This window comes from Trinickia dinghuensis (assembly GCF_003367175.1).
Taxonomy (GTDB): Bacteria; Pseudomonadota; Gammaproteobacteria; order Burkholderiales; family Burkholderiaceae; genus Trinickia; species Trinickia dinghuensis.
Genome location: NZ_QRGA01000006.1, coordinates 161816 through 187216, shown reverse-complemented (window position 1 = coordinate 187216; position 25401 = coordinate 161816). Strand labels below are relative to the sequence as shown.

Annotated in this window: 23 protein-coding genes; 10 read left to right on the top strand and 13 right to left on the bottom strand. The window is 63.4% G+C overall.

What is annotated here, in order from left to right; translation table 11 throughout:
* Nucleotides 1-10 precede the first annotated feature (10 nt).
* Nucleotides 11-916 (bottom strand): LysR family transcriptional regulator, encoded by a 906-nt coding sequence (locus tag DWV00_RS10670; RefSeq protein WP_115533544.1) that lies wholly within the window; start codon nucleotides 914-916, stop codon nucleotides 11-13.
* Nucleotides 917-1092: 176 nt separating this feature from the next.
* Here DWV00_RS10670 and DWV00_RS10665 point away from each other — a divergent pair, with 176 nt between their 5' ends.
* From DWV00_RS10665 to DWV00_RS10655, 3 genes are all read left to right on the top strand, one after another.
* Nucleotides 1093-2055: a hydroxymethylglutaryl-CoA lyase gene (locus DWV00_RS10665; protein WP_115533881.1), complete on the top strand. Its 963-nt coding sequence runs from the start codon at nucleotides 1093-1095 to the stop codon at nucleotides 2053-2055.
* Complete coding sequence (locus DWV00_RS10660; protein WP_115533543.1) at nucleotides 2052-3215, top strand: CaiB/BaiF CoA transferase family protein; 1164 nt, start codon at nucleotides 2052-2054, stop codon at nucleotides 3213-3215. Before DWV00_RS10665 ends, DWV00_RS10660 begins: the two co-directional genes overlap by 4 nt.
* A gap of 122 nt (nucleotides 3216-3337) precedes the next feature.
* The gene (locus tag DWV00_RS10655; protein WP_115533542.1) at nucleotides 3338-4777 is read left to right on the top strand and encodes an MFS transporter; all 1440 of its coding nucleotides are present in this window, start codon (nucleotides 3338-3340) and stop codon (nucleotides 4775-4777) included.
* A 7-nt stretch (nucleotides 4778-4784) separates the two neighbouring features.
* On the opposite strand, the gene DWV00_RS10650 is transcribed toward DWV00_RS10655, so the two are convergent.
* The 8 genes from DWV00_RS10650 to DWV00_RS10615 form a co-directional block, all read right to left on the bottom strand.
* Nucleotides 4785-5117, bottom strand: a complete 333-nt coding sequence (locus tag DWV00_RS10650; RefSeq protein ID WP_115533541.1) for a DUF2322 family protein — start codon at nucleotides 5115-5117, stop codon at nucleotides 4785-4787.
* A gap of 53 nt (nucleotides 5118-5170) precedes the next feature.
* Nucleotides 5171-8128 (bottom strand): bifunctional diguanylate cyclase/phosphodiesterase, encoded by a 2958-nt coding sequence (locus DWV00_RS10645; protein WP_181885421.1) that lies wholly within the window; start codon nucleotides 8126-8128, stop codon nucleotides 5171-5173.
* Between the two features lie 187 nt (nucleotides 8129-8315).
* Nucleotides 8316-8735 carry a VOC family protein gene (locus DWV00_RS10640; protein WP_245964820.1) on the bottom strand — a complete coding sequence of 140 codons (420 nt, stop codon included), beginning with the start codon at nucleotides 8733-8735 and terminating at the stop codon, nucleotides 8316-8318.
* Between the two features lie 209 nt (nucleotides 8736-8944).
* Nucleotides 8945-9577 (bottom strand): TetR/AcrR family transcriptional regulator, encoded by a 633-nt coding sequence (locus tag DWV00_RS10635; RefSeq protein WP_115533538.1) that lies wholly within the window; start codon nucleotides 9575-9577, stop codon nucleotides 8945-8947.
* Nucleotides 9578-9655: 78 nt separating this feature from the next.
* On the bottom strand, nucleotides 9656-10081 hold the full coding sequence (locus DWV00_RS10630; protein ID WP_115533537.1) for a DUF1801 domain-containing protein: 426 nt from the start codon (nucleotides 10079-10081) through the stop codon (nucleotides 9656-9658).
* 63 nt (nucleotides 10082-10144) lie between these two features.
* Complete coding sequence (locus DWV00_RS10625; protein WP_115533536.1) at nucleotides 10145-10672, bottom strand: SRPBCC family protein; 528 nt, start codon at nucleotides 10670-10672, stop codon at nucleotides 10145-10147.
* 2 nt (nucleotides 10673-10674) lie between these two features.
* Complete coding sequence (locus DWV00_RS10620) at nucleotides 10675-11004, bottom strand: ArsR/SmtB family transcription factor (RefSeq protein WP_115533535.1); 330 nt, start codon at nucleotides 11002-11004, stop codon at nucleotides 10675-10677.
* Nucleotides 11005-11114: 110 nt separating this feature from the next.
* Nucleotides 11115-11444, bottom strand: a complete 330-nt coding sequence (locus DWV00_RS10615; RefSeq protein ID WP_147297869.1) for a hypothetical protein — start codon at nucleotides 11442-11444, stop codon at nucleotides 11115-11117.
* Between the two features lie 223 nt (nucleotides 11445-11667).
* Between DWV00_RS10615 and DWV00_RS10610 the strand changes: the two genes are divergently transcribed.
* The 7 genes from DWV00_RS10610 (at nucleotide 11668) to DWV00_RS10580 (ending at nucleotide 20144) form a co-directional block, all read left to right on the top strand.
* Nucleotides 11668-12645 carry an AraC family transcriptional regulator gene (locus DWV00_RS10610; RefSeq protein WP_115533533.1) on the top strand — a complete coding sequence of 326 codons (978 nt, stop codon included), beginning with the start codon at nucleotides 11668-11670 and terminating at the stop codon, nucleotides 12643-12645.
* Nucleotides 12646-12766: 121 nt separating this feature from the next.
* Nucleotides 12767-13825: an ABC transporter substrate-binding protein gene (locus tag DWV00_RS10605; protein WP_115533532.1), complete on the top strand. Its 1059-nt coding sequence runs from the start codon at nucleotides 12767-12769 to the stop codon at nucleotides 13823-13825.
* Nucleotides 13826-13903: 78 nt separating this feature from the next.
* Nucleotides 13904-14719: an ATP-binding cassette domain-containing protein gene (locus DWV00_RS10600; RefSeq protein WP_115533531.1), complete on the top strand. Its 816-nt coding sequence runs from the start codon at nucleotides 13904-13906 to the stop codon at nucleotides 14717-14719.
* 2 nt (nucleotides 14720-14721) lie between these two features.
* Nucleotides 14722-16011 (top strand): sugar ABC transporter permease, encoded by a 1290-nt coding sequence (locus DWV00_RS10595; protein ID WP_115533530.1) that lies wholly within the window; start codon nucleotides 14722-14724, stop codon nucleotides 16009-16011.
* A 25-nt stretch (nucleotides 16012-16036) separates the two neighbouring features.
* Nucleotides 16037-16765, top strand: coding sequence for an SDR family oxidoreductase (locus DWV00_RS10590; RefSeq protein WP_115533529.1), 729 nt, complete (start codon nucleotides 16037-16039; stop codon nucleotides 16763-16765).
* A 66-nt stretch (nucleotides 16766-16831) separates the two neighbouring features.
* Nucleotides 16832-18379, top strand: coding sequence for an FGGY-family carbohydrate kinase (locus tag DWV00_RS10585; protein ID WP_115533528.1), 1548 nt, complete (start codon nucleotides 16832-16834; stop codon nucleotides 18377-18379).
* Nucleotides 18380-18584: 205 nt separating this feature from the next.
* The gene (locus DWV00_RS10580; RefSeq protein WP_115533880.1) at nucleotides 18585-20144 is read left to right on the top strand and encodes a methyl-accepting chemotaxis protein; all 1560 of its coding nucleotides are present in this window, start codon (nucleotides 18585-18587) and stop codon (nucleotides 20142-20144) included.
* Nucleotides 20145-20251: 107 nt separating this feature from the next.
* On the opposite strand, the gene mnmH is transcribed toward DWV00_RS10580, so the two are convergent.
* From mnmH to DWV00_RS10560, 4 genes are all read right to left on the bottom strand, one after another.
* A complete protein-coding gene (mnmH, locus tag DWV00_RS10575; RefSeq protein WP_115533527.1) occupies nucleotides 20252-21301 on the bottom strand; it encodes a tRNA 2-selenouridine(34) synthase MnmH in 1050 nt (349 codons plus the stop codon).
* A gap of 144 nt (nucleotides 21302-21445) precedes the next feature.
* Nucleotides 21446-22294 carry a TetR/AcrR family transcriptional regulator gene (locus DWV00_RS10570; protein WP_245964819.1) on the bottom strand — a complete coding sequence of 283 codons (849 nt, stop codon included), beginning with the start codon at nucleotides 22292-22294 and terminating at the stop codon, nucleotides 21446-21448.
* A 175-nt stretch (nucleotides 22295-22469) separates the two neighbouring features.
* Nucleotides 22470-24005 carry an amidase gene (locus tag DWV00_RS10565; protein ID WP_115533526.1) on the bottom strand — a complete coding sequence of 512 codons (1536 nt, stop codon included), beginning with the start codon at nucleotides 24003-24005 and terminating at the stop codon, nucleotides 22470-22472.
* Nucleotides 24002-25315, bottom strand: a complete 1314-nt coding sequence (locus DWV00_RS10560; protein WP_115533525.1) for an aspartate aminotransferase family protein — start codon at nucleotides 25313-25315, stop codon at nucleotides 24002-24004. Before DWV00_RS10560 ends, DWV00_RS10565 begins: the two co-directional genes overlap by 4 nt.
* Nucleotides 25316-25401: the final 86 nt, after the last annotated feature.

The following is a 25401-nucleotide window of genomic DNA, read 5'->3' as shown; positions in this document are numbered from 1 at the left end:
CGGCAGCGGCCTACGGCTGCCGCGCCCGCATCGTCAAATGATCGACGAGCCGCCTCGCTGCCGGCTGCAATCCTTCGTAGTCCTTGAAACAAATCGCGAAGCGCCGCGTCGCCCACTCATCTGTTAGCGGCACGATCTTCATATCGAAGACCCGCGCGTAGGTGCGGCCCACTTCGACAGGTACGACGCTGATTCCGAGATTGGCCGCCACCACGCGAAACGTTGCGTCGAAGGTCGAAACGATCATGCGGTACGACACACCGCGTCCGATCGCCCCCGCGGCGCGCCGTAGCATCGTATGCACGGCGGTGGACGGCGGCATGCCCACGTGTTCGAAGTCCAGCGTCTGCTCGAGCGAAACCGAGGCGAGGTGCGCGAGCGGATGCCCCGGATGTACCGCCAGCGCGAGGTGATCCTCCCGATAGGGCCGATGCGTGAGCCCATGAAGATCCACGGTGTCCCAGCACACGCCGATCGAAGTCTCGCCGTCTCTCACTCGGCGTACGATTTCGAGCGAGATCAATTCCTCGACGCTGACTTTCACGTTCTCATGCTCGGGCTGCCGCATGAACGTGGCGATGTCGTCGAGCAGTGTCTCGGCGATCGCCGATGCCGAAGCGCACACCGACACGCTGCCCACGAGTCCGCGCTTGAAGCCGGAAACGTCGGTGGCGATGCGCTCCATCGTGAACAGGGCGTTGCGGGCATGTTCGAGCAGCACGATGCCGGCCGGCGTGGGTTGTACGCCTCGGCGCGCCCGGACGAGCAGGGGCACGCCGAGATCGCTTTCGAACTGGGCGATGCGCTTGCTGATCGCCGACGGCTCGATATGCATCTCCTGCGCGGCGCGCGCCATGTTGCGGTGCTCGCAAACGGCGACGAATAGGCGCAGCGTCTTCAGGTCGATGTCGCGCATCGAATGTCCGGCTCCAAATGGCGGGGTTTGCGGAGGCATGTACGTTTCATGTGGGTTTCCCGTTCGGAATGTTTCCGGTTCCGAAATAACGCTTGATGGATCGTAGGGAATGTCTAAAGTTAGCAAGCATGGAGCCGGCGCGCAAGCCGTCGGCGGACCCAAAGGAGACATTGCTTATGCTTAAGACGTCGTTCCCATCGCGTGCCGTCATCCGAGAAGTCGGATTGCGCGACGGTTTGCAAAGCATCCAGACGATTCTGCCTACCGAGTTGAAGTGCGAGTGGATTCGTCGGGCTTATGAGGCCGGCCAGCGTGAAATGGAGGTCGGTTCGTACGTTCCGGCTCGCTTGCTGCCGCAACTGGCCGATACGGCCGAGGTCGTCGCGTTCGCGAAGACGCTGCTGGATCTCGTGGTGTCGGTGCTCGTGCCGAACTTGAAAGGCGCGGAGCGCGCTTTGGAAACGGGCGCGCATGCCATGCTCGTCCCGCTCTCTGCCAGCCACGCACATAGTCTCGCGAATCTGCGCAAGACTCCCGACGAAGTCGTGGCCGAAATCGCGCGCATGCGCGCGGTGCGCGACGCAGCCGGATCGAAGACGCGGATCGAGGTGGGCATCAGCACGGCGTTCGGCTGCACGATCCAGGGCGAGGTGCCGCATGAAGAAGTGCTGCGCTGCTTGCAGGCCGTCCTCGATGCCGGCGCCGACCAGGTCGGATTGGCCGATACGGTCGGCTATGCGGGGCCGGGCGCGGTGCGCGAATTGTTCGAAAAGGCACGGCGCATTGCAGGAGATCGGCTTGCATGCGCGCATTTCCACGATACGCGCGGGCTGGCGCTGGCCAACGTCCATGCGGCGCTCGAAACCGGCATCGAGCGGTTCGATGCGTCGCTGGGCGGCATCGGCGGATGTCCGCACGCGCCAGGGGCAAGCGGCAACGCCTCGACGGAAGATCTGGCGTTCATGCTCGACGAGATGGGCATCGAGACAGGGCTCGACATCGTGGCATTGCTGGCATTGCGAGCCGATCTCGTTCGCTGGCTGCCGAACGAGATGCTGCACGGCAGCTTGTCGCGCGCCGGTTTGCCCAAGACGTTTACCGTTCGCTCCCCTAACGATTCGACTGCGGATATCCGATGAGCACGGCTGCCTCGCTTCCTCTCGACGGCATCCGTGTCGTCGAATTCACGCATATGGTCATGGGGCCGACGTGCGGCATGATCCTCGCCGACCTCGGAGCCGAGGTCATCAAAGTCGAGCCGCCCGGCGGCGACAAGACGCGCCGGCTGCCGGGGCTCGGGATCGGCTTTTTCCGTACATTCAATCGCAACAAGAAGAGTGTCGTCATCGACATCTCGACGCCCGCTGGGCAGGCAGCGGCGGCCGATCTGATCGGCGAGTGCGACGTGGTGATCGAGAACTTCCGGCCTGGGCTCATGCGCGAGTTCGGGCTCGATTACGAGACCTTGGCCAAGCGTTATCCGCGGCTCGTGTACGCCTCGCATAAGGGCTTTTTGCCGGGGCCGTACGACAAGCGGCTCGCGCTCGACGAAGTCGTGCAGATGATGGGCGGGCTGGCGTATATGACCGGGCCCGTGGGCCGTCCGCTGCGCGCGGGCGCATCGGTGAACGACATCATGGGCGGCATGTTCGGCGCGATCGGCATCTTGGCCGCATTGCGCGAACGCGATCTCACGGGGCGCGGGCAGGAGGTGCAGAGCGCGCTGTTCGAAAACTGCGTGTTTCTGTGTTCGCAGCACATGATGCAATACGCGATGACGCAGCAGCCGCTGCCGCCGATGCCGGCGCGCGTTTCCGCTTGGAGCGTGTACGACGTTTTCACGCTTGCGCAGGACGAGCAACTATTCATCGGCGCGGTCAGCGACAAGCAGTTCGTCGCGCTTTGCGGCGTGCTCGGGCGCGCCGATCTTGCTGCGGATCCTCGCTTTGCCACCAACTCGGAGCGAGTGGCGACGCGTGCCGATTTGATTCCGATGCTCGCCGAGATTCTGAAAGACCATCGCGTCGACGATCTCGTGCCCAAGTTCGAGGCGGCGGGGATTCCTTATGCGCCGATCGTCAGGCCCGAGCAGTTGCTCGACGATCCGCATCTGAAAGCGAGCGGGGGGCTCGTGCCGATGACGACCGAAGACGGCGGGACGACGGACACGGTATTGCTGCCGCTCTCGATGGGCGGGCGGCGCCCTGGCGTGCGGCGCGCGCTCGCCAAGATCGGCGAGCATACACAGGAAATCTTGGGGCGGTTGAAAGCAAAAGCGAGCGAAGGCGGCAAGGAGTAGGTAGCGCGACTTCCTGACGGCCGCGTGGACATATCGGTTCGCGCTGCTGTCTATCGGAAATAGATCGTAGTCCTAATTAATGAGCGATTCCGCCTCAGATGCGGGGCGCTACGGAGACAGACATGCAGCCCACATTGCAAAGCAGTGCGCCGCCGCTTGCGCGGACGGTAATCGAAGACGATGCGCTCGCGGCCGCTCGACTCGCGGCTCGCATCGACCGCCTTCCAGTGTCGCGGCATCTGTGGCGGCTTGTCTTTTTGATATCGATCGGAGGTTTCTTCGAGGTCTACGATTTGATCTTCACGGGCTATGTCGCACCGGGCATGGCCAAGAGCGGTTTGCTGCAGACGACGACAGCGGCATTTTTCGGCATGAACGGCATCGCGGGTTTCATTGCCGCGACGTTCGCGGGCTTATTCATCGGCACATTCGCGCTGGGTTGGCTGCCGGACCGCTATGGGCGCCGCTCCGTGTTCACGCTTTCGTTGCTTTGGTATTCGGCCGGCTCGATCGCGATGGCGTTCCAGCACACGTCGGCGGGGCTCGTGCTATGGCGCTTCGTGACGGGCATCGGCGTCGGCATCGAGATCGTGACGATCGACAGCTATGTCACGGAACTCGTACCGCAGTCGATGCGCGGCCGTGCGATGGCGTTCAACCAGGCTGTGATGTTCATGGCTGCGCCCGTGGCGGCGATTCTTTCATATTGGCTCGTGCCCACGCATATGCTGGGTTTGGAGGGGTGGCGATGGGTAGTACTGGTCGGAGCCGTGGGTGCGGTACTCGTTTGGTTTGTTCGTCGGGCCGTGCCGGAGAGCCCGCGCTGGTTGGCGGCGCATGGCCGCGTCGAGCAGAGCGAGGCGATCGTGTCGGGCATGGAGCGAGATGCCGAAGCGGTATTGCGCGGCGAATTGCCAGCACCGGCGCAGGTGCTGGAGTTACCGGCGCACCGGCGTGCTTCGCTGGCTGAATTGTGGCGTCCGCCTTATCGGTCGCGCCTGATACTGCTGATCGTTTTCAATTTCTGTCAGGCAATCGGATATTACGGGTTCGCGAACTGGGTCCCGACCTTGTTGATCGGGCAAGGCATCACGGTTACGAAGAGCCTGTTCTACTCGTTCGTCATCGCCGTCGCGCTGCCGGTCGGGCCGGTGCTCGGCATGCTCGTGGCCGATCGTATCGAACGGAAATGGCTCATCGTCTCGTCGGCATTTGCCGTCATCGTATTCGGTTTGCTGTTTGCGAAGGGCGGCCCCGTGGTGTGGCTTGTCGTACTTGGTGTGCTGATCAGTCTCGCGGGGCAGATGATCTCGGTTTGTTACCACGCCTATCAGGCCGAGTTGTTTCCCACCGCCGTGCGTTGCCGCGCCAACGGCATTGTCTATTCCGCGAGCCGAGTCGGGGCGATGCTGTCGGGGTTTGTGATCGCGTCGTTGCTGCGCGACTTTGGCGTGACGGGGGTGTTTGCCGGCATCACGGCCTGCATGGTGGCCGTGATGATTGCTATCGGCGGGTTCGGGCCGCGGACCAACGGGGTGCGGCTGGAGGTGTTGTCGCGGTGAGGGGCGCCTATGCCTTCCGAATCACCTCGATCCGCAGCGCTTTCCCCCCGGCCACGACCTCCAGCAGTCGATCGACGTTGGGATGCGCGCCGGGACGGTTCCGTGCGTCGGCCGTATGTTCGGCGAATACCGCGAGGCCGTGCTCGGCCGCTTGTGCGTCGAGCTTGCCGAACGCTTGCCGCAGGTAGTGATACACCGCCAGCGAGCCTTGTTTGCCCGGCTTGTTTTCGATGCTTGCCGCGACGGCACCCGTCTCGTCGACGAGATCGACGCGCTCGACGGCATCGATCGAGGGCAGCAGGGAGAGGTTGTCTTTGAATACGTTGGTCGGTTCGATCACTGAGAGGCTCCGCTCATCGGGGGTTAAATTGCGGGCCGTATATTAGCCGATCGTCAGCGCCCCGTGCTTTCCGCATCCACGGGCGTATCGACCTTGCTATGCGGCGTCAAATAGCGCGGCAGCGATGGGATCTCCCGTTTCGGCAGCGGCCTGCTATAGAGGAAACCTTGCGCGATCTCGCAACCGTACACATTGAGAAACGCCGCTTGCTCCATCGTTTCGACGCCCTCGGCTACGACGCGATGCCCAAGACAGCGCGAGATCGACAGGATCGCCTTGACGAGTTCGGCATGGCGGGGATCGGTCGTCACCTTCTGCACGAAGCTCCGGTCGATCTTGAGCGTATCGATCGGGAAACGCGTCAGATAACTGAGCGCCGAGTAGCCCGTGCCGAAATCGTCGATCGCGATCGAGAGTCCGATGCGCTTGAACGCGGCGAGCGCATGCGCCACCGTGTCGTCGTCGTCGAGCAGCAAGCTCTCGGTAATCTCGAACTCTAGCCACTCGGGGCGGCAACCCGTTTCGGCAAGGATCTTCTCGACCATCTGCACCAGGCCGCGCGACTGAAACTGCCGAGCGGACAGATTCACGGCGACCACATGAACCGGGCCGCCACGCCCATTCCATTCCGCCGCGGCCCGGCAGGCTTCGCGCAGCACCCACCGGCCGATCTCGGCGATCAAGCCCGTTTCCTCGGCCACCGGAATGAACTGTTCGGGCGAGATGAAGCCGAATCCTGGACGATGCCATCTCAACAACGCTTCGGACCCCAGCACTTCGGCATCGCGAAACGCGACTTGAGGCTGGTAATACAGTTCGAGTTCGCCGCGGTCGATCGCGCGCCGAAGCTGCGATTCGAGCTGAAGGTTGGCCGCGGCCTCGACCGTCAGATCGTGCGTGTAAAAGCGGAAGCCGCGGCGGCCCGAGCGCTTCGCCAAATACATCGCAGAATCCGCGTACTTCAAGAGGTCGTCGGCATCGGCGCTGTCGATCGGATAGAGCGAGATGCCGAGGCTGCACGAGATGAAGACCTCCTTCCCGTCCAGCACGAAACGCTCTCCGAGCCGCTTGATGATCGTGGCCGATATCTGCTCGATCGTCCTTCGGTTGCCGACGTCGGGAAGCAGAACGGCGAACTCGTCCCCGCCGAAGCGCGCAACGGTGTCGCCGGGGCGCACGGACGACAGCAAGCGGGCAGCCGCTTCTCGCAGCAGCTCGTCGCCGACCGCGTGACCCATCGTATCGTTGACGCTCTTGAAGCGATCCATGTCGATCATCATCACGGCCGTCAAACGATCTTGCGCCTCGGTGGACGTGAGCCGCCGCAGCTTCTCGTTGAACGACGTCCGATTCGGCAGTCCCGTCAGCGCATCGAAATACGCCATCCGATGAATCTTTTCTCGCGAAACGTGCAGCTCGGTGATGTCGCGCCCCACCGCGAGGACGGTTTCCACCGTGCCGTCGGGTCCAAGCTCGGCTGTCAATCGAATGAGGTGACAGAGTTGCTCGCCGTGCGCCGGCAGCCACCGCAATTCGAATTGCCGATCCGCTCCGCTGATGAATACTTGGGCAAGCTCGTGTTCGTATACGACCGTGCTCGGGCCGCCCGGATACTCCGACGGCGTTTTGCCGAGCAAGGCTTCCACCCCGCCCGCGGCTAGCCCCGCGAACGTGGGATTGACGTAAAGGCGCCGAAGGTTCTTGTCGTAGCGGGCCACCGTGTCGGGCGAGTGCTCGACCAGGGTGCGGAACTCGCGCTCGCGTCGGGCCAGCGTTTCGTCGAAGCGCCGGCGCTCCGTGATGTCGCGTGCCACGCCCAGCACGCCCGTGACTTCGCCTTGCGCATCGAAGACGGGAAGCCGGCGTGTCTCCAGCAAGACGGATTCACCGGTCGCGGGGCTGATCACCCATTCGTCGTTGACGCAGATCCGCATCGCGTCGATCGCGGCCTTTTCCCGTTCGCGGAAAAAGTCGGCCAATCCCGTTTCGAAGAACGCGTAGTCGGTTTTGCCCAGGATGTCGGTTTTCGATTTGCCGACGAATCGCTCGACGCCATGATTGCACAGCGTGAACACGCCGCTCGTGCTCTTCAACCAAACCATATCGGGAATGGTGTGCAGCACGTTCATCAGATGCGCGCGCGCTTCCGACAGTTCGCGCGCTTTGTCTTCGAGGCGCTTGTTGAGCTGCAGAATCTTTTCGTACTGCGAACGCAACTCGGCTTCCGCCCGCTTGCGCTCGGTAATGTCCATGATCGCGCCGATTATCCCGGCCTGCCTGCCTTCGGCATCGTGAAAGACCGCCTTGGTGTACTCCACCTCGCGGTCCTCCTTTTGGGCGTTCCGAGCCCTGAATTCGTATCGCTGAATCCCTTCGGACGCGAACAGCTCCTCGTCCTTGACGAAGTAAACCTTGGCCAGTTCGTAAGGGTTGATCTCGAACACGGACTTGCCGACGAAATGCTCCTTGGGGACGCCGAGGAACTCTTGAAAGGCCTTATTCAGCTGGAGATAGCGTCCCTGTCTATCCTTGGAGAAAACAGGAATGGGAATCGTATCGAGCAGCGATTCGAGAAACGATTCGCGCTCGCGCAGCTTGGCCTCGGCGCGCTTGCGCGGGCTGATGTTGAAGCAGAGCGCGAGGACGCCCGAATCCTGGTCTCGAACCGGATCGGTCACGAGCTGCACGAGGTAATGCTCGCGCTGCTCTTCGGGCAGTGCGTCGAACGTCAACTCCATCTCGCGCGTCAGGCCGGTCGACGCCACTTCGGCGACCGCGTCGAGATAGCGCTGGAGCGTCGGGGGCGACAGCAATTGCGCTTCGGGGAGGACGACCCGCGAGCCGTCGACCAGCACGCTCATCATGTCCGTCGCGGCGCGGTTCATGTAGCGCCGCCGGCCGTACGCGTCGTACCGGATGACGGCGACATGCAGCTCGCCGACAGGCACGCGGTATTCGTCTTCGTTGTCGATCCCAGGGTTTTCCATGCCGTCAAAAGACTGAGTGTCCATGCATTGCCGCCCGAGTCTAGGATTGCGGGGCGGTATGGCGCCTGCGCGCGAGCGCGCGCCAACTGCATGGATAACGGCTAAACGTGGGAATTCTGAAGCGCTGGATTGCCCTGAGAGCACCCGTGCCGGACGCCTCACTGCCGAAACAGCGATACGGCACGGTCGTTCGGATTTCTTTGCTGGGGTTTCAGTTGTCGAACGTACCGCGATATTCGGGGGCGGCATCCGAGCGCGTATTGATTTCGAACAATATTCCACCCGGTTCCGCGCAAAAGAAGCGCGAGCCGCGTCCGTTATTGAAGATTTCCGTCTTCAACTCGATTCCTTCCGCCTTGAAGCGATCGTATAAGTCTTGAACTGCCGGCAGGCTCGGCAATTCGAATCCAAGGTGAAAATTCGTCGGCCATTGCGGAATATTCTCCGGAATATCGTCGCCGACGTGTTCGATCACGACGTCAAAACCGGGGCGTTTGAGGATATACGATCGGTCCCAGGTCCCCGCAACCGTGAAACCCAGTTGCCGTTCGAAGAATTGGGCCGTGGTGGCCGCGTCGGCCGAAGGAAAGCTCAGGTGATTGAGCTTCATCGCTGTCGTAAAAGCAGTCATCGTTCATCTCTCATATCGTGGCGCCGGCCCGATGCCGTGTGCCGCTCGAGGACTTCAGAATATAAGTAAAAGCTCACATTCAACAACTCGCATTCCGAGCGCCGTCTGGGCGCCGGCGCAATGCTCATGCATAGGGGCTGCGGCGGCCGATGGCCTCGGCTCGCCTGCCGCGGTTGCTCGCATTTGCGGATGCGACCGCTGCGTATCGCCTATCGCCTATCGCTTATTGCCTGGTCCTTGCCGATCTTGGACAGGTATCCGAACACTGCGGCTCGCAGCCGGTGCTCCAGATTTTCGATGTCGGTCTCGCCGCGCTCGCCCGCGGCATCGACCATGCCTCGGGTAATGGCGAACAAATCGCCCGCCGCGACTTCGGGATGGGGATGCTTGGGTATCGCGCGTTGGATGACGGTCGCGAACAAGTTTTCCAATTCAGGCTTGCCGACCTCGCCGCGCAATCCGGGGCGGCTTTCTTCGATGTCGAGCAGTTTGGCCAGCATGGGCCGCTGCAACTGCTGTCTTACCGCGGCGCCGATCAGGTACTCCAGTGCGGCCTTGCCGCCGCGCTTGGTGAGCGCGACGGCCATGTCGTCATAGAAGCGCTTCGTTTCGCGTTGAATGAGGGCGACGGTCAACGCGTCTTTGCCTGGGAAATATTGATAGAGCGATCCGATGCTCACGCCGGCGCGGCGCGCGACCGCATTCGTGTTGAATCCTTCCAGCCCCTCGCTTTCGAGCACCTGCGCGGCTGCCTCGACGATCGATGCCACGGTTTCTTCCGCGCGGGATTGGCTCGGCGCCTTGCGAGGTTTGAATTGCTTTTGCGCTGATCGTTCGGTCATCGTTGTTCTCGTCGGAGCGGGAGGCACACGCAATACGCAACGCCGGCAGCGATAGGCGGGTGCCTCGCTGCTTGTCGCCTACTGCTTGGCCTTTTTCGGTTTTGCTTTTGCCTTGGCGCTGGACGCATTGAGTTCGACGGCCTCGCGGATGAGTGCCTTGAACGCCTTCTCGTCGATTTGTTCGCCCTCGTGGATGTCGATGGCGCGCCTCGCGTTGCCGTCGAGGCTCGAGTTGAAGAGCTTCGACGGGTCCTTCAGCGACGCGCCCTTCATGAACGTCAGCTTGACGATCGCCTTGTAGGACTCGCCGGTGCAGAGGATGCCGTCGTGCGACCAAACGGGCGTACCCATCCATTTCCATTCTTCGACGACACCGGGTTCGGCTTCTTTGATGAGCCCGCGCATTCTGCTCAAGGTTACGCCGCGCCAGTCCTTGAGACTGTCGATGCGCTCGTCGATCAACTCGGATGCCGGCTTGGTTTCGGCCGTACTCGTTTTTGTCATGATGTTTCGACCTCAGCCTGGTTTCGTGGGTTAGGGCAACGGCGCCTAGGGGGCTTAGGGTGCCTAGATCCCGAATTGCTTGGCGTACTCTTCGTTCAAGCGCGGCCACTCGAACTTCATCGCTTCACCGCCGACGATACGCCCGATCGGTTCGTCCCCGACAAGGCGATCGAGTACGTCGAGGCAGATGTGCCAGCCCGCCGCGCCCATCGCAATGAAGCCGCGATCGATGTTGTGCCATAGCGTCAGGCGCGTGCCGGCGCCGCGCGCCTCGAGCGTCCAACGCATATCGTTGTTGCCCCAGCGGTATTCGAGCACGCTCGGCGCATCGGCGCGTGTCACGTAGGTATCGCTCACTGTGGGCGTCGGGGCGCCGACCGTCGATAGCTTGACCGGCCCGACCGCGGCGAGGCTTTCGTCGGCATCGTACGGCGCCCATTCGCGCAGGCTGGCCGGATCGGTCAGCGCGACCCAAACCTTCTCGGGCGAGTGGCGCAGTTCTCGCACGACGACGAGCGTCCATTTATCGCCGTCTTTCTGGACTTCCGCCCCGGCCGCGGCGCCGGGCTTGTATTCATCGCGCTTGCTCATGGCTACTTACCTCTTCGGTTTGGTGGGGGATTCGTTTCATCGAGATGGCGTTCGAGTGCGTCGAGATGCGTGGACCAGAACTGACGGAACGGGGCGAGCCAGGCGTCGATTTCCATCAACGGTTCGGGGCGGATGCGATAGAGGCGTCGTTGGGCATCGATGCGCGATTCCACGAAGCCCGCTTCGCGAAGCACCCGCAAATGCTTCGAAACCGAGGGCTGCGAGAGGTTCAGTTCCTGCTCGATGTCGCCCACCGAGCGCTCGGATGCGGCGAGCAGACTCAGGATGGCGCGGCGGCTCGGTTCAGCGATGACGGCAAATGTGGATTCCATGGGTCAAAATATACTCATGAGGTTATATGAACGTCAAGGAATATTTAAATCGCCAATCGAACCGGGCGAACCGAGCGAACCGGGCGAACCGAGCCTCGCATCGTGCGCTTTTAGGCAAGCTTGGGATAGCCGGCCCGCAGGGCTTCGTCTTCCATATCGAGGATAGTCCGGTGGGCATCGGACGAAATCGTCACTAGGCCTCGTAGGCGCAGCCTGGCCGCAAGGGCGGGGCGGGAGCCGATGATGTCCGCCAAGGTCGGCGCAAGCAGACGGAGCGTTTCGGGACCGAGGCTTCGCGATGCGATGAAAGGCAGGGCGGGTGCCGAGCGCGTATAGCCCAGCACATGAAGGTCGCGCGTCGTATCCGGTAGGGGATCGCCGAAAGGCTCGAACCGAGCCAAAGCGGCGGGCAGTACCAACTGGGAATACGAGTGCCGCATTGCACAAATTTGCCGCCGTGTGACCCTGGTCCGCCGGAAGAGCAAAAAAGTATCGAAAAATAGGCGTAAAGTTGGTGGAGCCAAGCTGACGATCGCCCTAAATTTCAGTCAACGCGACGATCGATCGTAGTTCCGCGAAAGAGCGAAAGAGCGAAAGAGCGAAAGAGCGAAAGAGCGAAAGAGCGAAGAGCGGAACCCATAGCTTCGAAAAGTGGAGACAGCCATGATGCGGCCGGATCTTGAGGTGGTCGAAGTACGACGTGACGAATCGTTCAAGGTTTGGTCGCACGGTTATCCCTATCGGACGATCCGCTGGCACTTCCATCCGGAGTTCGAGCTGCACTTGATCGTGGCGACGCAAGGCAAGTATTTCGTGGGCGATCACATCGGTTCGTTCGGCCCGGGCCATCTCGTCCTGGTCGGTCCGAACCTGCCGCACAACTGGGTGAGCGATGTCGCGGAGGGCGAAACGATCGAGCGCCGCAATATCGTCCTTCAGTTCAGTCAAGACTTCGTGCGCCGCTGCATGGACGCATTCCCGGAATGCCGAGAGGCGCAGAGCCTGCTTGACGACGCGCATCGAGGCGTCGCGTTCGACGAAGCGACCGGCGTAGCCGTCGCGCCCCTCCTCGAAGAACTGCTGACCGCGCATGGGATACGCCGCACCTCGCTGTTCCTGCTGCTGCTCGAGCAGCTTTGCGGCGCCGCGCAGCGCACGGCGCTCGCGAGTCACGCGGCTAGCCAGCCGAACGCGGCTTCGACACGGCTTAGCCACGCGCTGTCTTATATCGGCAAGAACCTCACGTCGGAACTACGCGAATCGGACCTGGCTCAACTCGCGGGACAGAGCATCAGCGCATTTTCGCGAGCGTTCCATCGCCACACCGGCATGCCTTTCGTGCAATACGTGAACCGCCTGCGGATCGAATCCGCCTGCCAGATGCTGCTGGCCGACGACGCGAGCATCACCGAAGTGTGCTTTCAATCCGGGTTCAACAACGTATCGAACTTCAATCGTCAGTTTCGCACGGCGAAGGGCATGTCGCCCTCCGAGTTCAGATCGCTGCAGCGCCTTAACGCTCGCAGTCGTGATGTCGCGGTTCACGTGGCCGGGGACGAAGCCGACGCCTTCGACGGCGTCTCGCTGCCAGGCAGGCCGCAGAACGCAACCCGTCCCGCGGTAGCCGCGCCTCCAGGCTGACGTCAGCGCCGTTCCTTTCCCGTTTCAGTTTCAGTCGTTCCCAGACCGCCGTGCCGTTTCGGGCGCGGGGGTTGCACACACCCTCAATAACCAAAAAGCTTCATACAACCGGAGACAGACGATGACCCAATTTCCCACCCGACTCATTGGCGCCGGCGCGCTGGCGCTGAGCCTGCTCGGCAGCACGGCGGCGTTTGCCGCGCCCAGCGGAACGGTTGCCTTCCTGATGCCCGACGAGGCTTCGACGCGTTACGAACAGCACGATTTCCCCGGCTTCGAGGCAGCGATGAAAAAGCTTTGCCCCGACTGCAAGCTGCTTTACCAGAACGCCAACGCCGAGGTTGCGCAGCAGCAGCAACAGTTCAACTCGGCGATCGCTCAGGGGGCCAAGGTCATCGTCCTGGACCCGGTGGACTCGACGGCCGCCGCGTCCCTGGTGCACATGGCGCAGAGCCGTGGCATCAAGGTGATCGCCTATGACAGGCCGGTGCCTTCGACGCCGGCCGACTACTACGTCTCGTTCGACAACGAAGGCATCGGCAAGGCAGTCGCGCAGTCGCTCGTCGAACATATGAAAGCCACGGGGGTGTCGACCGCCAAGGGCGGCGTGCTCGAGGTCAACGGCTCGCCGACCGACGCCGCCGCCGGGCTCATCCGGAAAGGGATCCACGAGGGGCTGCAGGGTAGCGGGTACAAGACGCTCTCCGAGTACGACACGCCGGACTGGGCGCCGCCGAAGGCGCAACAGTGGGTCAGCGGCCAGATTACGCGCTTCGGCTCGCAGATCGTCGGCGTCGTAGCGGCCAACGACGGGACGGCCGGCGGGACGATCGCCGCTTTCAAGGCCGCGGGGGTCAACCCGGTGCCGCCCGTCACCGGCAACGATGCGACGATCGCGGGGCTGCAACTGATCATTGCGGGCGATCAATACAACACGATCCTGAAGCCGAGCGAAATCGTCGCGGGCGCCGCCGCGAAGGTCGCCGTCGCCTTCCTCTCGGGTCAGACGCCGAAGGCCGAGACGACGCTCTTCAAAACGCCCACCCAGCTCTTCAAGCCGGCGGTCATCACGCAGGAGAACCTCAAGGCGGAAGTCGTCGACAAGGGCATTGCCACGGCCGCGCAGCTGTGTACAGGCCGTTATGCGGACGGCTGCAAGAAGCTCGGAATCACGCACTGATGCTGATCCGGTGATCCGGCGCGATGGCGGAGAAGCCCGGCGCTGCCGGGTCCTCCGGAAACGAAGAGGTACCGTCTCATGACTGAAAATCCAAGGGCGCGCGCAAAGGCCGGCGAGTTGGTGCTGAGCCTGCGCGGCGTCTCGAAGCACTTCGGGGCGGTTTCCGCCCTGACCGATATCGAACTGGACGTGCACGCCGGCGAGGTGGTCGCCTTGGTCGGCGACAACGGGGCCGGCAAATCGACCCTCGTGAAAGTCCTTGCCGGTGTCCACCAGCCGAGCGCCGGCACGATCACCTTCGGCGGCAGGGAAGTGGCCTTGTCCGATCCGGGCACGGCGCTCGATCTCGGCATCGCCACCGTGTTCCAGGATCTCGCGCTCTGCGAAAACCTCGATGTCGTGGCGAACATCTTCCTCGGACGAGAGATGGCGCCGTGGCGGCTCGACGAGGTCTCGATGGAGGTCCGGGCGTGGACGCTCCTGAACGAACTCTCCGCGCGCATCCCGGACGTGCGCGACGTCGTCGCCTCGCTGTCGGGCGGGCAGCGCCAAACCGTCGCGATCGCGCGTTCGCTGCTGCTCGACCCGAAGCTGATCATGCTCGACGAGCCGACGGCGGCACTCGGCGTGGCCCAGACGGCGGAAGTCCTGAACTTGATCGAGCGGGTGCGCGACCGCGGTCACGCGGTGATCATGATCAGCCACAACATGGAGGACGTGCGCGCCGTGGCCGACCGAATCGTCGTGCTCCGGCTTGGCCGCAACAACGGCGTCTTCTATCCCGACTCTTCGAACCAGGAATTGGTCGCGGCGATCACCGGTGCGACCGAGAACGCCGTGTCGCGCCGCGCGGGCCGACGCCAAGCCGAACAGGCGGCACGGACAAAGGAATGACCATGAGCCATCGAACGCCACCTGCTCCGCAACATGGAGCGCAACCGGCCCCGGCCTCACCCGCCCCCACGCCCCTTGACCGTAGCGATGTCCGGGTCAAGCACGCCGCCAGCATCGGCGACGTCGTCGCCGCCTTCATCGATCGAGTACGGTCGGGCGACCTGGGATCGGTGCCGGTCATCGTCGGCCTGATCATCATCTGGACCGTGTTCACGAGCTTGAACCCGGTGTTTCTCTCGGCCGACAACCTCGTGAACCTGCTGTTCGATTGCTCGACGGTCGGGGTGATCTCCCTGGGTATCGTCTGCGTGCTGCTGCTCGGGGAGATCGATCTGTCGGTCGGCTCGATGAGCGGCTTTGCTTCGGCCCTCGTCGGCATGCTTTGGGTGAATCACGATTGGCCTGTCTGGCTCGCCATTGTCGTGGCGATCGCCGCCGGCGCGCTGGCGGGCGGCTTATACGCCCTGCTGTTCAATCGGCTCGGGATGCCGAGCTTCGTCTCCACGCTGGCCGGGCTGCTTGCGATTCTCGGGTTGCAGCTTTACGTCCTGGGTGCCGCGGGGTCGATCAATCTGCCCTACGGCTCGCAACTCGTGAGCCTCGGTCAACTCATGATCATTCCCCCGATCGTGTCGCATCTGCTCGCGCTGCTGCCAGGCGTGGCCATCCTGCTCGTGGGCATGCGCACGCGGTCGCGTCGCCATGCCGCGAACCTGTCCGCGCAGTCGGTCGCGGGCCTGCTCGTTCGCGCCGGCGCGCTGACGGTGTTCCTGGAGATCGTCGTCGCCTACCTGAACCGAGGGCGCGGCGTTCCAGTGATGTTCGGGATCTTCCTCGGCTTGACCGTGCTGATGCACTACGCGCTGACCCGCACGCGCTGGGGCCGTTCGATGAACGCCGTCGGCGGCAACCGCGAAGCCGCGCGGCGGGCTGGCATCAAGGTCGGCGCCATCTACACCAGTGCCTTTGTTCTGTGCGCGAGTCTCGCCGCGCTCGGCGGCGTACTGACCGCGGCGCGGCTGGCGTCGGCCAGTCAGCAGGCCGGCACCGGCGATGTGAACCTGAACGCGATCGCCGCGGCCGTGATCGGCGGGACCAGCCTGTTCGGCGGCCGCGGCAGCGCGTATTCGGCCGTCTTGGGGATCATCGTGATCCAGTCGATCGCCAGCGGCCTCACGCTGCTGAATCTGTCGTCGTCCTTGCGTTTCATGATTACCGGGGCGGTGCTTGCCATCGCGGTGATCGTCGATTCGCTCGCGCGGCAGTCCCGCGTTTCGCACGGCCGCGCGTAATCCCTGCAATCTAGGAGAGCAGTGAATGTCTGAATCGTTGAAGGGAAAGGTCGCCGCCATCACCGGCGCGGCATCGGGAATCGGCCTGGAGTGCGCGCGCGCATTGATTGGGCAGGGGGCGAGGGTTGTCTTGATCGATCGCGCCAAGGCGAGGCTCGATGCATGCTGCGCCGAACTCGGCCCCGATGCGCTGCCGCTCGTCGTCGATCTGCTGCAGCCGCCGGAGGTTTCCGCGCTGCTGCCGAAGATACTCGGCCTCGCCGGCGGGCTCGACATCTTTCACGCCAACGCCGGCGCTTACATCGGCGGCGAGGTGGTCGACGGCAATCCGGACGAGTGGGACCGCGTGCTCAATCTCAACATCAACGCCGCATTCCGATCGGTCCACGCGGTGCTGCCGCACATGGTCGCGCGCAAGGCCGGCGACATCGTCTTCACCAGTTCGATCGCCGGCATCGTGCCGGTCGTCTGGGAGCCGATCTACACTGCGTCCAAGTTTGCGGTTCAAGCGTTCGTCCACACGACTCGGCGCCAGGTGGCCAAACATGGGGTGCGTGTCGGCGCCGTCGCGCCGGGCCCCGTCGTCACGGCGTTGCTGGACGACTGGCCGAAAGCGAAGATGGAAGAGGCGCTCGCGTCCGGCAGCCTGATGCAGCCGGTGGAAGTTGCCGATGCCGTGCTCTTCATGTTGACGCGGCCTCGCAACGTGACGATACGCGATCTGGTGATCCTGCCGAACAACGTGGATCTATGATCTTCGACGTTGGCGAAGCGGCTCAGGTCCCTCAGGTCCAATTGTGATTCGTGGAGTGGAGATCCCATGGAATACGTGATCGGTATCGACATCGGCACACAGAGTACCAAGGCACTGCTCGTCGATCGCAACGGCGAGATCGTCGCCCACCATGCGTCGAGTTATCAGCCCGACACGCCGAAGCCGCTTTGGGCCGAGCAATGGCCGTCGGTCTGGTTCGATGCGGTGCTCGAATGCATCGTGCGCTGCGTCGAGTCGGCCAGAGAGCGGGAAATCGACGCGTCGGCGATTCGCGCGATCTGCGTGAGCAGCTTGTATGGCGGGTCGGGGATTCCGGTCGATAACGATATACGGCCGCTGCATCCGTGCCTCATCTGGATGGACCGCCGCGCGACCGCGCAAGTCGACTGGGTGCGCGAACGCGTCGATCTCGACCGGCTGCTCGAAATCACCGGCAACGGCGTCGACAGCTATTACGGCTTCACCAAGATGCTGTGGCTGCGCGAGCATCGGCCGGACGTGTGGGCCAACACGCGCTACTTCTTGCCGCCCAACGCGTACGTGATCTACCTGCTCACCGGCGAGATCGCCGTCGATCATAGTTCGGCCGGCAATATCGGCGGTGTCTACGACGTCGCGCGGCGCGACTGGTCCGACACGACCCTCGACATGCTCGGCATTCCCGCAACGATGATGCCGGAGCGGCTCGTCGAATCGACGGACGTCGTCGGCGGATTGTTGTCGCAATGGACGGAGCGCCTTGGGTTGTCGGCCGGCACGCCCGTCGTCGCGGGCGGCGTCGACGCGGCCGTCGCGACTTTCGCCGCCGGGGCCACGCGCACGGGGCAGCATGTCGCGATGATCGGCACCAGCATGTGCTGGGGGTACATCAACAGCCAAGTCGATGCGCGGCATGGCCTCGTCAGCATGCCCCACGTGTTCAACGGCCGACGTGACCTCTATGTGTTCGGGGGGGCGATTACGGCGGGTGCGTCCGTGACTTGGTACCGCGAGCAGTTCTGCCAAGCGGAAATCGAAGCCGCGCGCGCGCTGCCGCACGGCGATCCGCACCGGTTGCTGGAAGACGCCGCCGCAACGATTCCCGCCGGCTCGGAGGGCGTGATGTTCCTGCCCTATCTCATGGGTGAACGCAGCCCGATATGGGACGCCAAGGCGAGTGGAGCATTCGTCGGACTCAATCTCGTCCATACGCGCGCTCATCTTTATCGCGCCGTGCTCGAAGGGGTGTCGTTCGCCCTAAAGCACAACATCGAAGCGGGGCGGCGAGGGGCGCAGTCGCTCGACGACAGACTCATCGTCGTCGGCGGCGCCGCGCATTCCAAATTGTGGATGCAAATCATCGCGGACATCACCGGCTACCCGGTCTGGACGATCGAGCAGGAAGTCGAAGCAGCGATGGGGGCGGCGCTGCTGGCTGCCATCGGGGCCAAACTCGTGTCGCATGACGTTGCGCAGGGCGGATGGGCCAAGCTGGTCGAGCGCGCGCGGCCGGACGCCGGCCGCCACGCTATGTATACCCAGCGTTTCGGCGTCTATACGGATCTTTACCCGGCGCTGAAGCCGCTCATGCACAGGCTGCAACCACCGTCTTGAGCGCGCGTATCGACGACACGATTAATTAATCTGACTTTTCGGTAATTTCCCTTGAGTCGACATTTGAAAAAATAATCCGCACTCCGAATTAACCCCACCTGCAGAATTGCCGGCGCGCGCCGTTAAACGATGAGAAACCATTGTTTATGACCTGCCGGCGGCAATCGCACCAGCGATGTGCATCGGCTCTGCCTGCGAGGAAAGTGTGGATCGTCTGACACTAAGTAAGAAACTGGGGCTGGCCTTGCTCGTCATGTGGCTCGGCTTGTTGTTCTTCGGGGGCTGGGCCGCCGTGCAAACCCGCGAGACGATGTTGGCCGGGCGCAAGGCAGCGATCCGCAACATCGTCGAGGCCGGCACGAGCGTCGTCGCCCAGTACGAGCAAAGGGTCGAGCGCCACGAACTGTCGGAGGACGAAGCCAAGCACCGCGCGATGGCGACGCTCGCCGCGATGCGCTACCCGGGCAACGGCTATCTGTTCATCACGAATGCGAACACGGTCGTGATCATGCACCCGGTCCTGCCGCAGCTCGTGGGCAAGGACCAGAGCAATTACAAGGACGTCAACGGCAAATACCTGTTCGTCGATCTGCTGAAGATCGCTAGGGCCGAGGGCTCGGGCTTCGTCGATTACATGGCGCGGCTGCCCGGCAAAACGACCGAAGTGCCGAAGATTTCCTACGTCAAGCGTTTCGAGCCCTGGGACTGGTATATCGCGTCGGGCGTCTATATCGATGACATCAACTCGGCCTTTCGGGTGCGCCTGTTCAGCAATTTCCTCGCGATCCTCCTCTTGGGCAGCCTCAGCTCTATCGCGCTCGTGATGATCATCCGCAATGTGAAGCGCAGCCTCGGCGGCGAGCCCGCCTATGCGGCGGGTGTTGCCGAACAGATCGCCGACGGCGACCTGACGCACGACGTCGTCGTGAGAGAGGGCGACAACGGCAGCATGGTGTTCGCGATGCAGCGCATGCAGCATCGCCTCGCGGAGACGATGCACCGCATCCGCGGGGGCACCGAGACGATCAACGACGCCGCGCAGCAAATCGCGGCCGGCAATCTCGACTTGTCCTCCCGTACCGAGCAGCAAGCCTCCTCGCTCGGCGAAACGGCGGCGAGCATGGAGCAGCTCACGGCCACGGTCAAGCAAAACGCGGACAACGCACGCCAAGCCAATCAAATGGCGGCGGACACGTCGCGTATCGCAGGCGAAGGCGGCGAAGCGGTGCAGCAGGTCGTCACCACGATGCAGAGCATCGCGGCGAGTTCGGCACGTGTCGTCGACATCATCTCGGTCATCGAAGGCATCGCATTCCAGACGAACATCCTTGCACTGAACGCAGCGGTCGAGGCCGCGCGCGCCGGCGAGCAGGGGCGCGGCTTTGCGGTGGTGGCCGGTGAAGTGCGCAACCTCGCGCGCCGCAGCTCCGAGGCGGCCAAGGAGATCAAGGGGCTGATCGAGGAATCGGTCGGCAGCGTCGAAGACGGCAAGACGCTCGTCGAGAGCGCGGGCAGCAAGATGCAGTCGCTCGTGCATTCGGTCAAGCGCGTGACCGACATCATCAGCGAAATCTCGGCCGCGTCGGAAGAGCAAAGCCGCGGCATCGAGCAGGTGAACATCGCCATTGCGCAGATGGACCAGACGACGCAGCAAAACGCGGCCATGGTCGAGGAGGCGGCCGGGGCCGCGCAGTCGATGCAAGAGCAGGCGCGCTTGCTGGCCGACGTCGTACACACGTTCCGTGTGAACGCTGCGACGCGTTGATTAAAGCGTACTGAGTGGCAGAGCACTGAGGGGCGCAAGGCAACCGGCGCGACCCCGAAGGCAGAGCGGCGATGCGCTACGCGCTCGCCGCTCTTTTTGTACTTCGTTCACATCCCCAAACGCTCGAGGAGCGCTTTTGCTTGGGCATCGATGTCGGCGTCGTTGGGGCGCAGCTCGAACGGCAGCGCGCGCGGCAGTTCGACGAAGTGCCCCTTGCTGCTGCGCGCGTAAGCGGGATCGTAATGCAGCGCGATTAGCTCGCCGAAGAGTTCGGCTCGCTCGTTTGCGTCGATCAGGCTGCACCAGCGGGCCACGCGTTCGTGACTGTGCAGCCCGACCAATTTCCTCAGTTGGCCTTTGAACGCATCGGGTTTCTCGAAGAGGTGCGCGTAGTCGTCGAGCAGGAATGCAATGCGCTCGCTCTCCGTCGCTTGGACCGAGACGCAGCGGGATCGATGCATGGCCCCGAGCAGTGCGTCGGGCAGTGCGACGCGGCCGATGGTGCGGCTCTCCGCTTCGATGAACACGGGCCGATCGGCCTTGAAACCGCGCAGCGTTTGCACCAGTGCCGTCTCGAACGCCTTTTGCGAGGGCTGCGGCGCCCCTTTGACCGCGCCGAGCAAGGACCCGCGATGCGCCGCAAGCTGTTCGAGGTCGAGCGCCTGCGCGCCGGCATTCCCGAGCGCGCGCAATAGCCGCGTTTTGCCGCTGCCCGTCGAGCCCGTCAGCACGATGTATTCGAATTGCGGCGGCAACGCGGCGAGCGTATCGAGTACCGACCGGCGGTAAGTTTTGTAGCCGCCGTCGAGCTTGCGTGCTTGCCACCCCATCAAATTGAGCCAGACGGCCAGCGATTCGGATCGCTTGCCGCCGCGCCAGCAATAAACGAAGGGGCGCCACCCGCGAGGGCGGTCGGCGAACGTCGTTTCCAAATGCCGCGCGATGTTGCGTGCGACCATCGCCGCGCCGATGCGCGTTGCTTCGAACGGCGAGGATTGCACATAGAGCGTGCCGACGACGACGCGTTCTTCGTTGTCGAGCACGGGGGCATTGATCGCGCCGGGGATGTGGTCTTCGGCGAATTCGAGCGGGGTGCGCACGTCGACGATTTCGTCGAAATCGGCCAAGCGATCGAGGCTGACGCTGATGTCTTTCAAGGGCTAAGAGAAGCGGATAAATAGAGCGAACGTGACGGCGATTATGACACGGCCGGTGGGGGCGGTAAGCGCGACCGCGGGGATGGCGGCGCTGCCGGCGGTGGAACGGCCTGTGCTCCCTTAAGGCAGGGTCGCAGGCTCCACTCAGCGGCTGCCGCGGCTACGCCGTGGAGACGCGGCGTTCGCCGGCTCCGGCGCTTCCAGCATTCGCTCGATGCCGGCGATCGTGACTTCGACATGGGCATTGAACGCCGATTCCATCGGCACTTCGCTGCCGCTTTGCCACCGAACGATGAACGCTTTGTTGGCGAGCGCCGGTAAATGCCGCGCCAGCGTCGGAAACTCCATCGCGCGAATGGAATGCACGCGCTCTTGAAGCTGTGCGGCCCAGTTGGCCGAGTCGTCGGTGGGGAGCGGCGCGAATTCGAGGGTCACGAAACCGACCATGCCTGCGATCACGACGTTGTACATGTCGGCGAGGTGGTCTTCCGGACAGCCGGCGGCCAGCAGCACGCACAGGATGCGGTCGATCAGCAGCGGGCTGAGGTTCGCATTGCTCACGAGTTGCGCGCCGACGAGTTGCGCGACGTTGGGGTGCTGGCCGACGGCTTTTCGGTAGCGCACGAATAGCTCGCGCAGCCAGTCTTGCCAGGTCGCACTGCCGAGATCTGGCGTGACACCGGACATGGTCTGTTCGACCACGGCCGCCAGCAATGCGTCGCGGTTCGGGACGTGCCAGTAGATCGCAGTGGGATAGACGTCGAGTTGACGAGCTACTTCCCGGACAGTCAGCGCAGCGAGTCCGTGGCGATCGATCTGCTCGAGCGCGACGGCAACGATCCGGTCCCGGCTCAATGCCTTGTCGTCCTGCACGACGTCGTTTCGCGCCGCGTCCGCGCGCGCGCGTTTGACGGCCGGTGCGTTAGCGGGCTTTTTGAGCGCTGCACGCCGCGACGATGTCGGCGCGGCAGGTTTGCTTGCTTTCGAAGTCACGTGAAGGTCTGCTGATAACCGTATTCGCCGGGCCGGCGCGATTGGATTTCGGACAAGTCGGGATTGTACCCTGCACAGGGAGAACGACTGCTGCGTTCGTGGAAGCGGACGGCGATCGAGGGGCGCCGTGCCACCACATCGAAGGGCGGCACGGTAGGAGGGCGGATGTAATCGGCTAGACGAGCGACGTGGCCGGCGAGCCTGCGATGCGATCGCCCGCAAGCGAAGGCGGGGCCGTGACGATCGACGTGAGCGCCGGTGCGATCGTCACGGTCCGCAGTTTTTGCAGGTCGGGACGCGGCCGCGCGAGCGCGGGTGACGATGCGAACGCGTGTTCGAACGATTCGGCGATGTCGAGTGCTTTCGTGTCCGCGCGAAACCGTCCGATCAGTTGGATCCCGAACGGCATGTTTGCATGGTCGACGCCGCAAGGCAGCGTCACGACCGGATTCGCGAACAGCGTGACGACATAGGTGAGCGCAAGCCAGCGATAGTAGTTCGTCTGCGTTTCTCCGCCGACGACGGGCGGAAACATCGATGTCCATGCGAACGGCGACACGGGAGTGGTCGGCGCGAGGATGACGTCGCAGTGTTCGAAGAGCGTCTGAAAGCGCCGCGTCAATGCAGTCTGCGCGGCATGCGCCCACGCGGCGTCGGCGAGCGTCATTTGGGCGCCGAGTTCGTAGTTCGCGCGTGTGTTCGGGCCGAGCGAGCCGGGATCCCTCTCGTACTGCGCGCGGAGTCCGGCGACGAAACTCTCGGCTCGAATCACGTCGAAAACGCGATGCGCATCCGCGCAATCGATCGATACCTGTTCGCAGCTTCCAAACATCGAACGCATCGCCGACAGCTTTTCGCGGAACGTTCGGCGAATGTCGTCGTCGACGGCGCACACGCCGAAGTCCTCGGTCCAGCCCACTTTCAGTGTAGCCAGGTCGATCGGACGGTGTTGCGCGAACGCGTGCGGCGAAAGCGGATAGCTGAGCGGATCGCCGTGATCGACTCCAGCCGTCGCCGCCAATTGCAGACGCGCGTCGGCCACCGAACGGCCCATCGGCCCGACCACGGAAATCGGGGTCCAGCCGAGCAGCTTCCGCGGGCTCGGCACCAGACCCGGCGATGGACGAAATCCGACGACACCGCACAGCGCCGCCGGAATGCGTAGCGAGCCGCCCGTGTCCGATCCGGTGCAAACGGGCAGCATGTCGCAGGCGAGCGCCGCCGCCGAGCCGCCCGACGAACCGCCCGCGGTCATATTCGGATCGAACGGATTGCCCGTCGCGCCCCAAACGGGATTGCGCGTGTTCGCGCCGGCGCCGAGTTCCGGCACGTTGGTCTTGCCGACGATGATCGCGCCCGCCTTGCGCAGGCGCGCGACGAGCAGGTTGTCGGCGCTGGGCACGTCGTTGCGGTAGAGCGGCGAGCCGTGCGTGGTCAACAGTCCCGCGGTGGCCTCGAGGTCCTTGATGCCGGCGGGCAGGCCGTGCAGCAGTCCATTCCGTTCGCCGCGCAATACCTGCACTTCGGCGGCGCGGGCGGCAGCGCGCGCGGTATCGAAATCGGTCGCGGCGATCGCGTTGACGAACGGATTCAGATCCTCGATCCGAGCGATGCATGCGTCCAATAGTTCGACCGGCGAGATGGCCTTGCGCGCGATCATCTGCCGCAGTGTCGCGGCGCTCAAAGTAACGAGTTCGTGCGCGGTCGTCATAGCGTTTCGCGCGGCAGGAGATTGCGGTACCGATCGATGAAGCTCGCCACGGCCCCGTCGAAGCGCTCCAGTTCGGCACTGCCGACCGGCAGGCTCAGCACGACATAGCCGCGCCGCGCGATGTACACACCGTGCTCGATCAAGTGGAAGAAGAACAAATCCTTAATGTCGTTCCGCGACGCATCGATGTCGCGCACGGAGCGGATCGTGCGCGCGGTGATCTGCAGATTCATCAGCGATCCGATGCCGTTGAACCGTATGTCCAACGATGCTTCTTCGAAACGCGTGTTGAGCGTTGCACGTAGACGCTCGCCGCGAGCGTTGAGCTCAACCGCAGCCTGCGGAGTATAAACCGACGTGAGGCCCGCGTAGCCCGCGGCCATCGTCAACACGTTGTTGTTGAACGTGCCCGCGTGCTGAAGTGCGTTGCGAATGCGCGGATCGAACAGGCTCATGATGTCCTTGCGTCCGCCGAATGCACCGAATGACATTCCGCCGCCGATGTATTTGCCGACCGACGTCATGTCCGGCGCGATGCCGAGTACGGATTGATACGCGGCCGGCGCGAGCCGGGAAGTCATCACTTCATCGAACAGCAGCAAGGTGTCGTGCGCCGATGTCAGTTCGCGAAGCCCCGCGAGAAACGACGCCTCTGCGACGATGCAGCCGGAGGCGCCCTGCATGGGCTCGACGAGCACGGCGGCGACTTCGCCGCGATGCTCGTCGAACAGACGCCGCACGCTGTCAAGATCGTTGTATTCGGCGTAGAGGAACTCGTGCGGCACGTTCACGCTGCTCGGCCCGCGCGCGAACGTCAGCACGCCGCCGTGATAGCCGCCGATGAACACGATCACCTTTTGCCGCCCGGTGAAGGCCTTGGCCGCGGCCAGCATCATCAGATTCGCTTCGGTGCCCGAGTTGGTGAAGCGCACCGATTCGATCGACGGAAAGCGCTCGCAGAGGGCCTGTGCGAGGCGCGCTTCGAGCAGATTGTGGCCGCTCAGATTGATGCCGTCGTCGAGCGCCTTGTCGATCGCGGCGCGAATCGACGGATTCGAATGGCCGTATATGCCTGCGCTGAATTCCGCGATGAAGTCGGCGTATTCATGGCCGTCGACGTCCCAAAGGCGGCAGCCTTCTCCTCGCGCGATCGCAAGTGGGAACGGCTCGTAGAACAACACGGAGCGCGTGTTGCCGCCGGGCATGACCTCGGTGGCTTGTCGATATTGACGCTCGCTTTGCGGGTTGGCGGCGATAAATCCTTGGCGCGCGGATTCGAGCGCGACGGCGAGCGGAGCAGTGGATGTCATCACGATAGGAGGCGGTGGATTGGATTTTCGCCAGCGTTCGAGAGAGCGCCGGTAATGCGTTGGACAATTAAATTATTGTACGGTGA

Coding starts and splice junctions, on each gene's coding strand:
- DWV00_RS10615 (WP_147297869.1), bottom strand. CDS start 11,444: ATGCGGCACTCGTATTCCCAGTTGGTACTGCCCGCCGCTTTGGCTCGG.
- DWV00_RS10605 (WP_115533532.1), top strand. CDS start 12,767: ATGACCCAATTTCCCACCCGACTCATTGGCGCCGGCGCGCTGGCGCTG.
- DWV00_RS10670 (WP_115533544.1), bottom strand. CDS start 916: ATGCGCGACATCGACCTGAAGACGCTGCGCCTATTCGTCGCCGTTTGC.
- DWV00_RS10600 (WP_115533531.1), top strand. CDS start 13,904: ATGACTGAAAATCCAAGGGCGCGCGCAAAGGCCGGCGAGTTGGTGCTG.
- DWV00_RS10625 (WP_115533536.1), bottom strand. CDS start 10,672: ATGAGCAAGCGCGATGAATACAAGCCCGGCGCCGCGGCCGGGGCGGAA.
- DWV00_RS10610 (WP_115533533.1), top strand. CDS start 11,668: ATGATGCGGCCGGATCTTGAGGTGGTCGAAGTACGACGTGACGAATCG.
- DWV00_RS10655 (WP_115533542.1), top strand. CDS start 3,338: ATGCAGCCCACATTGCAAAGCAGTGCGCCGCCGCTTGCGCGGACGGTA.
- DWV00_RS10640 (WP_245964820.1), bottom strand. CDS start 8,735: ATGACTGCTTTTACGACAGCGATGAAGCTCAATCACCTGAGCTTTCCT.
- DWV00_RS10660 (WP_115533543.1), top strand. CDS start 2,052: ATGAGCACGGCTGCCTCGCTTCCTCTCGACGGCATCCGTGTCGTCGAA.
- DWV00_RS10665 (WP_115533881.1), top strand. CDS start 1,093: ATGCTTAAGACGTCGTTCCCATCGCGTGCCGTCATCCGAGAAGTCGGA.
- DWV00_RS10565 (WP_115533526.1), bottom strand. CDS start 24,005: ATGACGACCGCGCACGAACTCGTTACTTTGAGCGCCGCGACACTGCGG.
- DWV00_RS10630 (WP_115533537.1), bottom strand. CDS start 10,081: ATGACAAAAACGAGTACGGCCGAAACCAAGCCGGCATCCGAGTTGATC.
- DWV00_RS10560 (WP_115533525.1), bottom strand. CDS start 25,315: ATGACATCCACTGCTCCGCTCGCCGTCGCGCTCGAATCCGCGCGCCAA.
- DWV00_RS10620 (WP_115533535.1), bottom strand. CDS start 11,004: ATGGAATCCACATTTGCCGTCATCGCTGAACCGAGCCGCCGCGCCATC.
- DWV00_RS10645 (WP_181885421.1), bottom strand. CDS start 8,128: ATGGACACTCAGTCTTTTGACGGCATGGAAAACCCTGGGATCGACAAC.
- DWV00_RS10635 (WP_115533538.1), bottom strand. CDS start 9,577: ATGACCGAACGATCAGCGCAAAAGCAATTCAAACCTCGCAAGGCGCCG.
- DWV00_RS10595 (WP_115533530.1), top strand. CDS start 14,722: ATGAGCCATCGAACGCCACCTGCTCCGCAACATGGAGCGCAACCGGCC.
- DWV00_RS10590 (WP_115533529.1), top strand. CDS start 16,037: ATGTCTGAATCGTTGAAGGGAAAGGTCGCCGCCATCACCGGCGCGGCA.
- DWV00_RS10585 (WP_115533528.1), top strand. CDS start 16,832: ATGGAATACGTGATCGGTATCGACATCGGCACACAGAGTACCAAGGCA.